The 15,205-nt window shown below is 69.9% G+C and carries 10 protein-coding genes and 1 pseudogene; 6 read left to right on the top strand and 5 right to left on the bottom strand.

Translation table 11 applies throughout. The features are described from left to right. The first annotated feature begins 3 nt into the window (after window positions 1-3). On the top strand, window positions 4-5,208 hold the full coding sequence (locus OJ254_RS30670) for an Eco57I restriction-modification methylase domain-containing protein (RefSeq protein WP_265364984.1): 5,205 nt from the start codon (window positions 4-6) through the stop codon (window positions 5,206-5,208). A 76-nt stretch (window positions 5,209-5,284) separates the two neighbouring features. Here OJ254_RS30670 and OJ254_RS30675 read toward each other — a convergent pair whose 3' ends face one another. After that, entirely contained in the window at window positions 5,285-5,548 is a 264-nt protein-coding gene (locus OJ254_RS30675) for a DUF397 domain-containing protein (RefSeq protein ID WP_265364985.1), read from the bottom strand. Beyond that, on the bottom strand, window positions 5,545-6,456 hold the full coding sequence (locus OJ254_RS30680; RefSeq protein ID WP_265364986.1) for a helix-turn-helix domain-containing protein: 912 nt from the start codon (window positions 6,454-6,456) through the stop codon (window positions 5,545-5,547). The genes OJ254_RS30675 and OJ254_RS30680 overlap by 4 nt, the downstream gene beginning before the upstream one ends. Before the next feature lie 226 nt (window positions 6,457-6,682). Between OJ254_RS30680 and OJ254_RS30685 the strand changes: the two genes are divergently transcribed. The 4 genes from OJ254_RS30685 (at window position 6,683) to OJ254_RS30700 (ending at window position 11,608) form a co-directional block, all read left to right on the top strand. Further along, on the top strand, window positions 6,683-7,114 hold the full coding sequence (locus tag OJ254_RS30685) for an ATP-binding protein (RefSeq protein WP_265364987.1): 432 nt from the start codon (window positions 6,683-6,685) through the stop codon (window positions 7,112-7,114). Window positions 7,115-7,280: 166 nt separating this feature from the next. Beyond that, window positions 7,281-7,685: an effector-associated constant component EACC1 gene (locus tag OJ254_RS30690; RefSeq protein WP_265364988.1), complete on the top strand. Its 405-nt coding sequence runs from the start codon at window positions 7,281-7,283 to the stop codon at window positions 7,683-7,685. Between the two features lie 6 nt (window positions 7,686-7,691). After that, window positions 7,692-9,521 (top strand): caspase family protein, encoded by a 1,830-nt coding sequence (locus OJ254_RS30695; protein ID WP_265364989.1) that lies wholly within the window; start codon window positions 7,692-7,694, stop codon window positions 9,519-9,521. Further along, window positions 9,488-11,608 carry a DEAD/DEAH box helicase gene (locus tag OJ254_RS30700; protein WP_341483763.1) on the top strand — a complete coding sequence of 707 codons (2,121 nt, stop codon included), beginning with the start codon at window positions 9,488-9,490 and terminating at the stop codon, window positions 11,606-11,608. Before OJ254_RS30695 ends, OJ254_RS30700 begins: the two co-directional genes overlap by 34 nt. Window positions 11,609-11,645: 37 nt before the next feature. Here the strand turns inward: OJ254_RS30700 and OJ254_RS30705 are convergent, their stop codons facing one another. The 3 genes and pseudogenes from OJ254_RS30705 to OJ254_RS31845 form a co-directional block, all read right to left on the bottom strand. Further along, window positions 11,646-12,221: a beta family protein gene (locus tag OJ254_RS30705; protein WP_265364991.1), complete on the bottom strand. Its 576-nt coding sequence runs from the start codon at window positions 12,219-12,221 to the stop codon at window positions 11,646-11,648. A gap of 67 nt (window positions 12,222-12,288) precedes the next feature. After that, window positions 12,289-12,603: pseudogene (locus tag OJ254_RS31840) on the bottom strand (beta family protein); the annotation flags it as partial. Further along, window positions 12,534-12,704: a beta family protein gene (locus OJ254_RS31845; RefSeq protein WP_423835988.1), complete on the bottom strand. Its 171-nt coding sequence runs from the start codon at window positions 12,702-12,704 to the stop codon at window positions 12,534-12,536. The gene OJ254_RS31845 and the pseudogene OJ254_RS31840, both read right to left, overlap by 70 nt. Before the next feature lie 296 nt (window positions 12,705-13,000). Here OJ254_RS31845 and OJ254_RS30715 point away from each other — a divergent pair, with 296 nt between their 5' ends. After that, entirely contained in the window at window positions 13,001-14,287 is a 1,287-nt protein-coding gene (locus tag OJ254_RS30715; protein ID WP_265364992.1) for an AAA family ATPase, read from the top strand. The last annotated feature ends 918 nt before the right edge of the window (window positions 14,288-15,205 follow it).

A 15,205-nucleotide genomic window follows, 5' to 3' on the forward strand; every position in this document is an offset into this window, starting at 1 on the left:
CTCATGACGTACGACTCCCTGGTCAACCGCGGCGACTACTTCTCGGCCCACTACCTGGCCGAGGTGCTGCCCAAGGACCTCAAGTCCGGCCTGCTCCAAGCCTGGAAGGAACGCGAGGAGGCCGCCAAGCCCGCCGCGCGGACCGGCGACACCCCCGAGCCCGGTGAGCCCGAGGCGGCCGTCCCCGGTGGCGGTGAACTTCCCGTGACGCCCCGGGCGGGGCTGCGGGAACTGCGCCGCCCCTACTTCCGGGCCCGCTCCTTCTTCGCCCTCCCCGAGGACGAGGACGGCATCATCGCCGTACGCGACACCGACGACGACACCCTGACGTACGGCTCCCCGGACTGGCGCGAGCGGGTGCGGACCCTCAATGCGGAGGTACTGCGCGCCCTCGGGTACGACGCCAAGCCCCGCACCCTCACGGTGGAGCGCGCCAAGCAGCCGTACGAGATCCCGGTCGCGCACGCCGAGAAGGGCCTGGTCGCGCTCGACTGCGGATGGGCCGCCGAACCGGACGCGGCCCTCGACTCGGCGGGCCGCGGGCGCCTGCTGGAGGAGGTCGTACTCGACCCCTCGACCACCCTGACCACGGGCGCGAAGCTGGCCTCGTTCCTGTTCGCCTGCGAGGGGCCGCCGCGGTACGTACTGCTGCTCGGCGGCGGGGTGACCGTGCTCGCCGACCGCGCGGTGTGGGGCGAGGGCCGCTACCTCGCGGTCTCCCTGGACACGGCGTTGCAGCGCAACGACACCAGGGCGGGCGGCGAACTCGACACCGTGGCCGCGCTGTTCGGCGCCGACTCACTGCGCACCCCCGAAGAGGGCGGCGAGAACCCCCTCGCCGAGCTCGTCGGCAAGTCCGCGAAGCACGCGGTGGGCGTCTCCGGCGAACTGCGCGACGGCCTGCGGACAAGCGTCGAACTGATCGCCAACGAGGTACTGGCCCGCCTGCGCAATCAGGGCGTCCGCCCCGAAGACCTCGGCGAACTCGCCGATCTAGGGCGCCAGTTGACCCGCGAATCACTCCGCTACCTCTACCGCGTCCTGTTCCTGCTGTACGCCGAGGCCCGCCCCGAGCTGGGCATCCTGCCGGCCGACTACCCCGAGTACCAGCAGGGGTACGGGCTGGGCCGGCTCGGCGAGCTGATCGCCGACCGGCAGCCGGTCGGCGAGAAGGCCCGCGCGGGCTTCTATCTGTACGAGTCCCTGGACCTGCTGTTCCGCAAGGTGCAGGACGGGTACCGCCCCCGCCGCACCCACGGCGTGGAAAGCGCCCCCGTCGATGCGAAGACCAGCGAGGACGTCGGCCTGCGCTTCGAGCCGCTGCACAGCACGCTGTTCGAGCCGGAGTCGATCCGCCTGATCGGGGCCGATACCCTCCCCGACCCGCGCCACGACTCCGACGAGGCCCTCGCCCGGGGCGAGTCCGTCCGCTACCTCGACACGCGGCTGCGCAACGCCACGCTGTACGAGGTACTGCACCGCTTGATGATCACGCGCGGGAAGAAGGGCGAGCGCGGCGGCTTCATCTCCTACGCGCAGCTCGGCATCAACCAGCTCGGCGCGGTGTACGAGGGCCTGATGTCCTACAGCGGCTTCATCGCGGGCGAGGAGCTGTACGAGGTCGCCAAGGGCGGCGACCCGAAGGATGGCTCCTGGCTGGTGCCCAAGTCGAAGATCGACGAGTACCCGGACCGGGTGTTCATCAAGCGGCGCGACAAGCACACGGGCGAGGACGAGCGGGTGCGGCACGCCCCGGGCTCGTTCGTCTACCGCCTGTCCTGCCGCGACCGCCAGACCTCGGCCTCCTACTACACGCCCGAGTCGCTGACGAAGGTCACCGTGCAGCTGGCCCTCCAGCACCGCCTGGACCAGGACGGCACGGAGACCGCGGCGCGGGAGCTGCTGAACTGGAAGATCTGCGAGCCGGCGCTCGGCTCCGGCGCGTTCCTCAACGAGGCGATCAACCAGGTGGCCGCCGAGTACCTGCGGCGCCGCCAGGGTGAGTTGGGGCAGTCGATCGACACCGAGCAGCACGCCGTCGAGCTCCAGAAGGTCAAGGCGTACATCGCCCTGCACAACTCCTACGGCGTGGACCTCAACGAGACGGCCGTGGAGCTGGCCGAGGTCTCCCTGTGGCTCAACACCATGCACCCGGGCATGGAAGCTCCCTGGTTCGGCCTGCACCTGCGGCGCGGCAACTCGCTGATCGGCGGGCGGCGTGAGGTGTACCCCGCCGACCGGCTGAAGAAGGGCGGCTGGCTCGGCACGACCCCCGAGCGCTTCCCGCTGGCGGACGCGCTCGCCGGTGAGCCGCTGCCGGAGGGGGCGGTGCACCACTTCCTGCTGCCCGCGAAGGAGTGGGGCGCGGTCGCGGCCGAGAAGGAGGCGAAGGCGCTCGCGCCGGAGGCCGCGAAGGCGCTGGGCACTTGGCGGAAGGCGATCACCAAGTCGCCAACAACCAAGCAGACGGCCCGCCTTCAGGGACTGGCCCGACGGGCCGAGTACCTGTGGGGACTGGTCGTACAACGGCTGGAGCTGTCCGAGCGGGACATCTCCCGGCGGATCGGCGTCTGGGGCGCGGAGGACGACTGGCTGCGCCGGCCGGAGGTCGCTGTGCAGCGGGAGAAGGTGCTCGGCGATCTGCACGCGGAGGACACCCCGTACTGGCGGCTCAAGACGCTCATGGACACCTGGTGCGCGCTGTGGTTCTGGCCGGTCCAGGAGGCCTCGCTGCTGAACGGTACGCATGAGCAGTACGCACGGGCGGAGGCGCTGGCGGAACGTGCGGCGGAGTTCGAAGCGGCGGGCGTGACGACTGCGGAGCTCGGCCTCGCGGGTGAGTCCGAGGCGGGGGCTGAGGCTGAGGCCGCAGACGAAGATTCCGGCGTCCTGATGACCTGGGAGGCGGACGCCCTCCCCGGCTTCGGCGCCGAGCCACAGCAGATGACCCTGACCCGCGACTCACTCTCCCGCCGCCGCACCGGCCGCCGCGTGGAACAGGTCAAGGGGCAGCGTCGGCCCGTCATCCCACTGGCGAACCTGGACGACTGGCTCGACTTCGCGGAGGCGCTGTTGGGCACGCAGGATGTGCCGGGGGAGTCGCTGGTGTCGACCTTCGAGACACTGGCCGATCTTTACGCCTATGAGGAGGAATTGCCCGGCTGGATGGGCATGGACCGGTCCTATCAGCTGGTTCCGCGGTTCCTCTGGATGACGGTCGCAAAGGACGTCGCCGAGGAACAGGGTTTCTTCCATTGGGAGTTGGAGTTCGCGCAGATTTTTGCGCGGGGTGGGTTTGATCTGCAGGTGGGGAATCCGCCGTGGGTCCAGCCTCAGTGGCACGAGGATCAAGTCCTCGCGGAGCGCGAGCCATGGTTTACGCTGACTGAGAAGCCGAGCGCGGCAGAGTGGCGCCTACGTAAGGAAGAAGTTCTCAGGACATCAGACGGCAACAAGGCATACTTCCTAGACGAGCTGGCTGCGAACGCGGGGGTCGCGGCCACGCTGCGCAGTCCACTTACCTATCCATTGCTTGTGGGAACGAAGGGCGACCTCTACCGCGCGTTCATGGTTCAGGTGTGGCGGCACATGAGGCTAGGCGGCAGCGCGGGTCTTCTCCACCCGGACACACATCTCAGTGGCGTGCACGAGGGCCTCATCCGTGCCGCCGCGTATCGACACCTTCGGATTCACGCACACTTTGTGAACTCAGCAAACTGGGCGTTCGAAGACCTAGACCGTGCCCAGCAGTTCGGGATGCATATTTACGGCACAGCACAGGAGCCTGACTTCCTGCACCTCAGCCAGCTCCGCGACGCGGAGGTCCTGCCTGCCTCGCTGGCCCATGACGGAAAAGGCGCAACGCCCGGAATCAAGCACAACGGCTCATGGGACATCCGACCACACCGCGAACGCGTGGTTCACCTTGACGCAACTTTGCTCACGAGTTGGCACGCTCTGAGCGGTTCAACAGGCGAAGCTTCGCAAACTCCTCTCCTCTACCCAATTGTGGTAAGTGAGCAAGGCGCGATTGAGGCACTAGCCGCCTATCCCGAAACACTCGACGTATATCGTCCGCTAATTACCATTGGGTTCGATGAGGGTGCTGCCAAGAAGGAGGGGATAATCCGCTGGGGCAATCAGGCTGTCTCCGAATTGGCTGACGCTATCCTCCAAGGGCCGCACTTCGCCTCGGCGCTCCCTTTCTCTAAGGAGCCGAGAATCCCTTGCCGGAGCAACAGGGACTGGAACTCTCTCGTCCTCACTGAACTTACCGAGACATACGTCCCAGTAAGCAACTACGTTCGATCCACCGACGAGGCAACGTACCTCACGCGTCAACAAAGTTGGCTCGGAAAACCATCCGCTTCGTATTTCAGGGTGGCGTGGCGAAGGATGGTTCCCTTCAATACCAGCCGCAGCCTTCAAGCCGCCCTCATCCCTCCTGGTCCTATCCACGTAAACACCGTGCACTCCATGGCCCTGGAAAACAATCGACTCACCGCCCTGAACGCAGGATTCTGGGCAGCTCTTCCCCTGGACTATCTGCTACGAACGACGGGTCGCTCCAGCCTGCAGACTAGCGAGGCCCGCAAGATGCCCGCCCCCAACCCGGCACACCCCCTAGCCCCCGCTCTCCTCCTCCGCACCCTCCGCCTGAACGCCCTCACTACCCACTACGCTCCCCTCTGGGCGGAACTGTTCGATCCCAAGTGGGCAGGCTACGAGGACTGGGCCAATCGCCATTGGCCCCGCCTGAAGCCGCTCGCTGCTGGCCTCAAGCCATCCTGGGAGTACGGCACTCCCCTTCGCACCGAACACGAGCGGCGGGCCGCCCTCGTCGAACTCGACGCGCTGGTTGCCGTCTGGCTGGGCATCACCGCCGACCAACTAGCAGCGATCTTCAAGTCCCACTACCCGCAGCTGTACGACTACGAGTCGGCGACCTACTTCGACGCCAACGGCCGCAAGATCGCAGGCGACTTCAACACCTACGGCCATGGCCAGACCAAGCAGGACTACCTCGATCTCCTCGCCCACCTGGAAGACCCGGAGCACACCCCACCCCCGGACGGCTACCAGGCCCCCTTCTACAAGGCGGATCGTGAGGCGGAGATGAGAGCGGCACACGCGCACTTCCAGACGCGGCTGGACACAGAGATCGCTGCTGGGCGCTGGACTGCGCCCACCTCAGGCGTCCGTGCGTAGCGAGAGCGGCCTGAATCAAGTCTGCCCCTGGCACGCTGTCAGGGGCAGACCGTCAGCGCCCGACCAGCACACGCATCTACCGGACGGCGAAGCTGACGAACGCCATCCAGGTGGCAGCACCGACCGCAAGCCCGGGGCGGGCTATGTCCTTAGAGTCCCGGACACGGACGACCTGAGGGCAAGCGACCGCCTCGACGCACTCTCCGCTGCTACCGGTGCTGTAGCTGGACCTGGGCCACTCCATGGCAACCTCGATGCACTCGCCACCGTCTCCAGCGCTGTAGCTGCTCTTGAACCAGGCAAGTTCCTCGATCTGCTTCCCCGACGTGTCCACGCTCATTCCTCTCCAAGCAGTCTCTCAACCAAGGCCAGTGACTCCTGCGGAGTGAGAGCCTGGGCACGAAGGCAGCCGTAGGTGGCTTCCAACTCCCGTACCTTGTTTCGTTCCGTATGCAGACGGCTGTCGCTCTGCACCTCCGTGTAGGCGATCCTCCGCCCATCCTTGACTTCCATCAAGGTGAAAGGGCCGGCGAGACCAGCGTGCTCGCCACGACTGAGCGGCATCACCTGAATGTCAACGTTGCGGGCCTGACCAGTCAGGAGGATCTGTTCCAACTGCCCCCGCCAGATCTGTCGACCCCCGATACGCCGGTGCAGCACGGCCTCCTCGATGACGAAGCTCAGATGCGGGCGTGGACGACGCGCAAAGATTTCCTGCCTCGCCAGGCGCGCTGTAAGGCGCTGCTCGATGATCTCCTCTTCCGCAAGAGGTCGCCACATCCGGAACACAGTCCGCGCATACTCCTCCGTCTGCAGCAACCCGGGAGCCGCCTGGTTCGCGTACACATGCAGCTCCACCGCCTCGGTCTCCAACCGCGCCGCATCCCGGAAGAACGCCGGATACTGCGCCCGAGCGACCTCCTCCTTCATCTCCAGGAGGACCCCGCCCGCGTCCAGCACCTCGTCCGCCTGGTCGATGAGCCGAGGCTGCGGGATCCGCCGCCCCTGCTCGTAGGCGGCGATCGTGGACACCGAGTAGCCGACCATCGCGGCGAACTCCGTGCGCTCCAGGCCCGCCCGCAACCGGCACCGCTTCAACTGCCGCCCGAATACCCGCAGAATGCCCGAGCCGGCCTCCGGTTCCGCCCCCGGGTCCGATCCCGGTCCCGCTTCCGCTCCCGGTTCCGGCTGTTGTCCGTCCCCGCGCCCGAAAGCGTCGCCGTCCTCCTGACCCGTCGGGTCGTTCATCCCGTATCACCTCCACCGGCCAACACGGCCCTGCGTCGACCGTCACGCTCCGCCCCGCCTACAGGCGCAGACGGGCCACTTACAGCAACTGCCCGTGTGCGCGTCACACCTCGTCACGCTAGGTGCAGGGCAGAAGCGTGGACCACATGAACAGCGAGATTTCCCCCGCACCGGGGCGCCGACGCACGCCCGAGCAGCCGCCGCCCCGGAAGGCTGTCGGCCCCTGGTGCACCACACCCAACACCCCTCCCCCGACCCCGAGTTCTCGATGCGGTTCACGTCCTCGCGGCGCGGTGCCCGCCTCGCCCGTCGCCTCGTGTCGTACCGGCTCGACGCCTGGGGCCACCCGTACGACGGTCACGCCAACGGGACGCTGACGCTGATCACCGCCGAACTCGTCGCGAACGCCGTGCGTCACGGGCATGTACCTGGCCGGGACTTCCACCTCCGTCTGACCGCGACAGACCGCAGGCTGCGGGTCGAGGTCACCGATACCCGCACCGAACGCGTACCGCTGCTGACCCGCCAGGAGCCGGCGGGTGATGCCGAGTCGGGGTGGGGGCTGCTCATCGTCGTCCGGATGGCGACGCGTTGGGGAGTCTCGCCGCGCGTCGGCGCACCGGGGAAGACGGTGTGGGCGGAGCTGCACCTGACGTGAAGGAGGGGTGGCGCCCGCCTCCGGCCAGCTCCTTTCGCGCCAACGACCAGTGGTTTTCGGCAACGAAGGCGCCCATTGTCAGACCCACGGACTAGTCTCGGGCGCTCCGTACGGTCGTGCGGCCGCACGACCTGTCCACGCCGCGGAAGACCCGGGGGAACGCACCGTGACCACCCAGCCCAACGACCTTGCCGGGTACCGGATCTCCATCGTCGACGAGGACGCCTTGCGCGCTCGCAAGGACGCGCGTGAGCTCCTCGCCGAGATCGCCGACGCCGATCCGGCCGCGGCGCTCGACATCCCCCGGCAGCGCACCCCCGGTGGCTCGGACAAGGGCGGGCTGTCGGCCGACACGGTCGGGGTGCTGATCAGTGCCGGTTCGCTGGTCGCCTCCGGGGTGCAGATCTGGTTGGCCCGGGTACCGCAGCGGACGGTTGTGGTCAGGCGGCCGGACGGCTCGACGCTCCAGATCACCGGGCGGGAGGCCCGCGAGGACGACGAGCGGATCGAGCGGTTCCTCGCGGGTGGTGGCGAGGACGGCGACGGCGACAGCGGAACCGCGGCGGGCTGAGCGCGCATGTCCGACAACGACCGGTACGCCCTGCTCATCGGCGTGTCCACGTACGACAGCGACACCTACCCCGATCTGCCGCCCGTCCGCGCCGACCTGCACTACATGCAGGCGGTGCTGCGGAACACCGAGATCGGCATGTACAACGAACCCGCGATGGTCGCCGAGCCGACCCGCGCGGAGATGTTGCACGCCGTGGAGACGTACCTGGAGGAGCGGCAGCCGAGCGAGACGGCGCTGCTGTACTTCAGCGGGCACGGCGAGTTCTGCGAGGACGACAACCAGCTCTACTTCCTCACCCGCGACACCGATCCGGCGGACCTGCCGGGCACGGCGGTGCCGGCGGAGTTCCTGGAGCGGATGTTGCAGTCCTGCCGCGCCGCGTCGAAGCTCGTACTGCTGGACTGCTGCTCCAGCGGGTCCGTCGTCCAGGGCTGGACCTCGAAGGGCGCCCCGGAGACGGACCGGAAGCCCGCGCCCAGCACCCTGCTGCGGCCGACCGGCGTGTACTTCATCACCGCCTCCGACGCGCTGCAGACCGCGTCGGCGATGGCGCCGCCCGGGTCCACACTCGGCACGTCCCGGTTCACCGGCGAGATCGTGGAGGGGCTGCGGAACGGGCGGATCAAGAGCGGCGGCTGGATCTCGCCGGACGAGCTGTTCGACTACCTGACGGCGCAGATGGCGCGCAACGGCGTGCCGGAGGAACAGCGCCCCACCAAGTCCACGATCCGGGCCACCCGGAGCTTGCCCTTCGCGCGGTCGGTGGCACGGCCGGTCCATCTTCCGGCGCTGCCCGGTGGCGGGACAGGAGCAGCGCCGCTCTCGCCGGCCCAGTCGAAGGCCCGGGAACAGGCCGTGCTGGATGCGCGGGAGGGCATGGACCGGCAGCGGCTGCTGCGCTACTACGCGCACTGCCTCACCGCCGAGGCGGCGGCCGGCATGCTGCCCGACCGCGACGGCGGGCGCGACTCGGAGTACTTCCTTCTGGGGAGGGGCGAGGAGACGATCCAGTCGGGGCGGGGGGCGACCTTCCCGGCCCCTACCCAGCTGCCCCGGCCGCAGGCCAAGCAGGGCAGGGCGGGCGGTGGGGCGACGCAGCAGGAGTACTGGTACGGCTACCCGGCCGTCACCCTTCCCGTGCGCGAGGGAGGCGGCCGGGGGCGCCGTACACCGGTGCACCTCGCGCCGCTGCTGATCCAGCAGATGGAACTCGCCCCGGACGAGAACGGCCGGGACGTGCTCCGCCCGACCGGGGTGCCGTCCCTGCACACCGGCGTTCTCGCGGAACTGCTGGACGCGGACAATGCGGCCGCCCTCGTCGCCCGCTGGCAACCGACCTGGCAGGAGGGCAACGAGGCGCAGATGCTCCAGGCCGTACGGCAGTTGCTGGAGGAGCTGGAGCTGCCGGAGCTGGAGCCGCTCGTTCCGTCCGCGCTCAGTGAGCGGACGGTGATGCAGGCGCTGCGGCCCGGCGCGCACAACGCGGCGGTGCTGCTGGTGCCGTCGGCTGCGGAGGCGAACGCCACGCAGGCGCTGGTGGACAACCTGCTCCAGATGTCGACGCGGACCGAGCAGATCCCCGGCACCGCGCTGGACGCGCTGCTGAGCGGCGGTGCGGCGGACACTGCGGCGGAGTCCGCGGCCGTGGTGGTGGCGCCGGGGCCGTGCAACGAGAGCCAGGAGCTGGTGGTCTCCTCCGCGATGAAGCAGGCGCTGACGGTGGCGACGGGCCGCCCGGCACGGGCAAGAGCGAAGTGGTCACGGCCGTCGTCGCCACCTGTGTCGCCGCGGGACAGTCCGTGCTGGTCGCGTCCACGAACAACGAGGCGGTGAACGTCGTCGCCGAGCGCTGCGACGCGATCGCGCCGGGGCTGTTGATGCGGACGGGCAACAAGGAGGCGTTGGAGCGGGAGGCGGAGAAGCTGGAGCGGCTGCTCGGCGAACCCGCCCAGGCACCGCGGCGGGGCTCGGCCACCGTGGGCGGGGCACTGCGCAACGCCCGTGCACGGGCTGCCGGGCATCAGGCGGAGGCGGAACGTCGGGTCGGCGAGGAGGGGCAGCTGCTGGAGCTGCTCCGGGACCGGGAGGAACGGGCAGCCGCGCTGGAGCTGCCGTTGACGCTGCTGGAGGGTGCCTGGGCGGCGCGGGCGCACGGGGACGGCGTGGCGGCGCTGGGCCGTTGGGAGGGCAGGGCCCGGAAGGCGGCCGGGGCCCGCTGGTGGCTGCTCGGCGGGTGGCGCAGGGCGCGGGCACTGGCCGCGCTGGTCGCGGCGGACGGTACCCCGGAGAGCGACGGCCCGCCGTGGCCGGGGTGGGCGACCGGGCGGCCCGTACCGCCGGAGCTGCTGGCGGACCTGGCGGACGCGGTGGCCGTGGAGCGCCGACTGCGGGAGCTCGTACCGCGGCACTCCGGATGGGACGAGGAAGGGCTGAAGCAGTCGCGGCTGGAGACGGCGGCTGCGCTGTCGGAGCTGTCCGCTGAGCTGTCCGGGGCGGTGTCGGCGGAGGTCCTGGCGCGGGCGCGGGGGCTGATGGGACAGCGGCTCCAGGCGCTCCGGGCGCGGTCCGGGTTCCAGAGGAGCCAGCGGAACCTGATGGCGCACCTCAAGGGCTGGGCGATCAGCACCCACTCGGTGCGGCAGCTCGAACTCACCCCGAAGCTGTTCGACCTCGTCGTCATCGACGAGGCCAGCCAGTGCTCCGTACCGTCGGTGCTGCCACTGCTCTTCCGGGCCCGGCGGGCGCTGATCATCGGTGACCCGATGCAGCTGGCCCACATCGCAGGCATCGCCCAGCAGGGGGAGCGGCAGGCGCGGGTCCGGACCGGGCTCAGCGCGGCGCAGTTGGAGCACCACCGGCTCACCTACCACCTGTACTCCGCGTACCACGCGGCGGCGCAGCACGGTGACACCGCCCTGCTGCTCGACGAGCACTACCGGTGCCATCCCGAGATCGCCGATGTCGTCAACGGGCATTGCTACGCGGGCCAGTTGCAGGTGCTCACCGACGTACGGCGGCAGATCCCCGCGCTGGACCCGGTGGGGTCGGCCGGTCCGGCGCCGGTGCTGGGCTGGGTGGAGGTGCCGGGTGGCGAGTCGGCGCGGGGTGGTGGCGGGCGGTCCTGGCGCAATGCCGCCGAGGCCGGTGCCGTGCGGCGGGTGGTGGACGCCCTGCTCGCGCGGCTGCCGCAGGACGCGACGGTGGGCGTGGTGACGCCGTTCCGGGCGCAGAAGGAGGCCCTGGCGCGGGTGTGGCGCGACGACGACCGGGTGCGGGTCGGCACGGTGCACGCGTTCCAGGGCGGGCAGCGCGATGTGATGGTGCTGAGCCCGGTGGCCACGCTGAACACCCCGCCGAGGACGACGCACTGGGTGGCGAGCCAGGTCAACCTGTGGAACGTGGCGGTCACCCGTGCCAAGTCGCAGCTGATCACGGTGGGCAGCCATGCGTTCTGGCAGGGGCAGAGCGGGTTGCCGGCGATGCTCGCCGCGCGCTCGGTGCCGCTGGGCGCGGCACCTGGCGGTGGCCACACCCCGGGCGCCGGGGACGGCGTCGGCGGGGTGCAGGGTACGGCCGGCCCGGGAACGGCGTGGCGGGAGGAGCTCACCGACCGGCTTCAGCAGTACCTCGCCGGGCGCGGGGTCACCGAGCTGGAGCGCGCGGCGGCGGTCGGCGGCCACCCGGTGGACCTCCTGTTCACGGTGGACGGGGAGAACACGGCGGTGCTGATCGACACCGGTCCGCCGCCGGGCCGGGCCCCGGCCCGGCACCTCCGGCTGACGCACGCCCGCGGTGACCTGCTGACCGGACTGCCGTCCGGCGGTCACGGGGCGAAGACATGCGAGGTGGGCCGGACGGTGCGGGTGCCGGCGTGGCGGATCCTGGCGGGTGCCGACGCGCTGGAGTCGTTGTTCGGCTGAGCCGGTGCAAGCCCGGGGTGGAAGGGAACGCGGCCGGTCAGCGCCCGCGAAGGCACCGGACGGCGTAGGTGAAGTGCTGGACGTTCCCGGTCCGCAGCCACTCGCCGACCTGGCCCGTGCCTTTACTGGTCGTGAGGGGACCGTCTGCGCAGTCGCGCAGCCAGGTCTCCCCGGCACTGGCGGTGGCTCCCCTGAACTCGGGCAGGTCGCGGATCCGGCCGGCTGCCGCCCGGATGCCCGCCGTGCGGTCGGGCCCGCCGTTCAGCACCTTGCACAGCACGAACCAGTGGTCGGTGGTGTAGCGGAGGACGCCCCAGGGCGGGCCTCCGCCGCCCCGCTCCTGGGCAAGAGCAGTGACCGGCTGCACGCCGTAGTCGCCATAGGTGAGACGTGCCAGGTAGTCGCGATCACTCGCACGCACCTCGTGCCACATCTGCCAGTCGGTGCGCGGCTCTTCGTGCAGCTCGCCAAGTTCCAGCAGGTCGTCCGTGACCTGAGGGAAGCCCCCGCCGAGGACGGTGGCGGTCCGCCAGGGCGCCAGGGGGTGCAGGGCGTCCAGGGCTCGCAGCGCCTCCTTGCCCGCGTCGGGGCGTCCCGGGAGCACACCGCCCATGTCCAGCAAACAGATCGACGGGCACCTCGGGGTCGGCCCGGGTCAGGAGCCGTTCGACGGCTTCGGGCGCACGGCTGTCCCACTCCCCCGGCACGCGGACGCGGACACCGACCCCGCAGCCGTAGCGGGAGGCGGTCTCCAGGGCGGCGGACTGCTGGGCCCGGCTCCGCTCCGGCCCGGTCACCGGCCGCAGCAGGCGGGAGAGCCCGGTGCACTCGGCGAGGACCTCCGCAAGCGCCGGTATCTGTGCCTCCTCGGCGAACGGGGCGTCGAGCCAGCCGGGATGGCGGCGGTGCGCTCCCCGCACCCGGTTCAGTTCCTTCTGCCAGGGGCGTTCCTCAGTGCCTCCAGGGTCACGCCGGGACTCGGCGGAAGGTTCCACAGCGGGGCCGTCGCGGCCTGTACGTCCGGGCGGAGGTGTGCGTAGGCCGTCCTGGCGTACTGCCGGACGGGTAGGACGGGAACATAGAACGGTTCGGACATCGCGGCTCCCCCTCGGCACTGCCCGCGCGCTTTCCCTCCCCGTCAGAGTGGGCGGCCGGCACGGCACCGGGAAAGAGCGCCCTTTCGGTCCCACTGGCTGAGATGTGCAAGTTCCTGGTAGCGCTGTGACGCACGATGTACTGTTCGTGATGCTCGGTGGTCGGATACGTCAAGTGGACGGCCCGCGTGGGAACTGAGTGCCACTCAGTCCTGTGCGTCGCCACTCCCGTCCGCCGCGCGCCGAACCAGTCCACCGGGTCATCGGCGGCCCGGCTGCTCCACGATGGGCGCAAGGCTTGAACCACCGCATACTCGGTCTGACGGTGCGCAACTTCCGCACCCTGACCGACACGAAGCTGCCTCTCGGGCCCTTGACCGTCATGGTCGGCCCCAACGCGGCAGGCAAATCGAATGTGCTGCACGCCCTGGAGTTCCTGGGCGAGGTGACGCGCAAGGACATCGAGCCGGCGCTCGAAGAACGGGGCGGGTTCGACGTCCTGGCCTTCCGGGGCGGCCGGAGACCGGTGTCCCGGATCACCGTCGGCTTCGAGGGCATCTGGTCGGACTTCGCCTCGGAAGACGCGCCGGACCGCTACGAGTTGAGCGTTTCGCGCACCCGGTTACCGGACGAATCCCGCGAGCGCTACACGACGTACCGGCGGGAGCACTTCACCCAGCACCCGGCGGAGCACACCGAGACGGTGGTGGAGCTGGCGAGCGGCTCCCTGACGCTTCGCAGCACACTGGCCGCGGAAGGCGGCAGCGAACCGGTCGCCGTCGGGCGGATGGCGTCCGCCCTCCACAACGCGAGCCTGCTGCCCACCGACGACGGCCCCTCGGCCGTCGCGGTCGGGGCCGTGCGGCGGCACCTCGCCCAGATCCGGGTGTTCGATCCGGACGTCCGCAAGGCACGTCAGCCCTCACCGATCACCGACGCGGCGCAGCACCTGCACAGCGATGCCGCCAACCTGGCGGACTTCCTCAAGACGCTCCGGGACCTCAGGGGCGACGAAGGTGAACGCGTCGCCTGGGAAGCGCTGTTGGAAGACGTCAGGACGGTGGTACCGCAGATCCGGGACATCCACCTGGTGGATGCCCCCGGGAGAGCCGGCCATATCGCCGTCGAGCTCGAAGAGGAGGGGCTCAGGGGCCGCACCCCGCTGACGGAGGCCTCCTGGGGCACCGTCCGCATCCTGTGCATGCTCGCGATCTTCCATGATCCGGAGCCGCCGCTCCTCACCTGCATCGAGGAGATCGACCACGGCATCCACCCGCACGCGTTGAGCCTGCTGGCGGGGCGGCTGCGCGAGGCCAGCACCCGCAGCCAGTTCCTGGTGACCACGCACTCGCCGGTCTTCGTGAACGACCTGGAGCCCGAGGAGTTCGTGGTGTGCGAGCGCCGTCGCAGCGGCGCCTCCCTCATCCCGGCCCGACGACCTGAAGACACCCAACGCGTTATCGAGAAGTCCGAGTACGAGCCGATGGGCGACCTCTGGTACTCCGGCGCCCTGGGGGTGGCCTGTGAATCAGAAGCCTGCGCGGGGCCGTCAGCGGTCGGTGATCGTGGTGGCCGGGGAAGGTGACTACGACCGCAAGGTGCTCCAGCACCTCGTTCCCGCTCTGCATCCGGGCACCTGCCCGGAGGTGGTTTCCATGCGCAGGCCCATCCGGCTGGCCCGCGCCCAGTCGAAGCTGTCTCCGCGACTGCAGGAGATCAAGAGGTTCGCGGTGGCCCAGGCCGACACCGCGAGGCTCGCCGGTGTCGTCATACACGTCGATCTCGACGGTGTCGCCGACGACGCCTACGACAGGCTCCGCAGACGCATCATCCGAGGAGATGCGGGGGACCTTCAGGGACTGTCCTTCGGCCCTCGGCGCTGGGCGGCCTACGAGATCGAAGCCTGGCTGATGCTCTTCCCGACGCCTTTCCGAAGGTCAAACCGGGCTGGAGGGTACGGGAGGCGGACTGCCGCCGCGACCTCGCCAAGCTGGAGAAGGCCAAGGAGCACCTCGAGAAGTACCTGGGGAAGCCGCGGTACCGCGAGTCCGACGCACCCGCCATCATGCGGGCCGCGGTCCAGGCGGCCATGTCTCCACAGGCCGAGGCGGCAACAAACCGGTCGTTTCGCGACTCGCGGAGACCTGGCGGGGGTGGAAGAAGTCGCCTGATCGGCGGAGCCGACGCACCGTCAGGACCTGTCAGTAGTCCCGATACGGTGGTATCGATCCAAGGGCACCGACACGCAAGGGGGACCGTCGTGAAGCCCACCATGGCGGCCGCGCAGCTGCGCGGCAGTCTGACGCAGTACCTCACCACGGTACTCCCTCGCCGACGAGGACACCCGAAGCGCGCCTCGAACGCTTCCTCGGGCACCCGGAGAACGGCATCTTCCGAGGGCCCGTACCTGCGGATCAGGACGCGTTCCACGTCGCCGACGTGACGGCTGGCAGCGGGACGTGGAGGGGTCGGCCGGCTTCCCGGGTTTCGTGCCGTGGCGACA

The sequence above is a fragment of the Streptomyces endophytica genome, from assembly GCF_026153355.1.
Lineage (GTDB): Bacteria > Actinomycetota > Actinomycetes > Streptomycetales > Streptomycetaceae > Streptomyces > Streptomyces endophytica.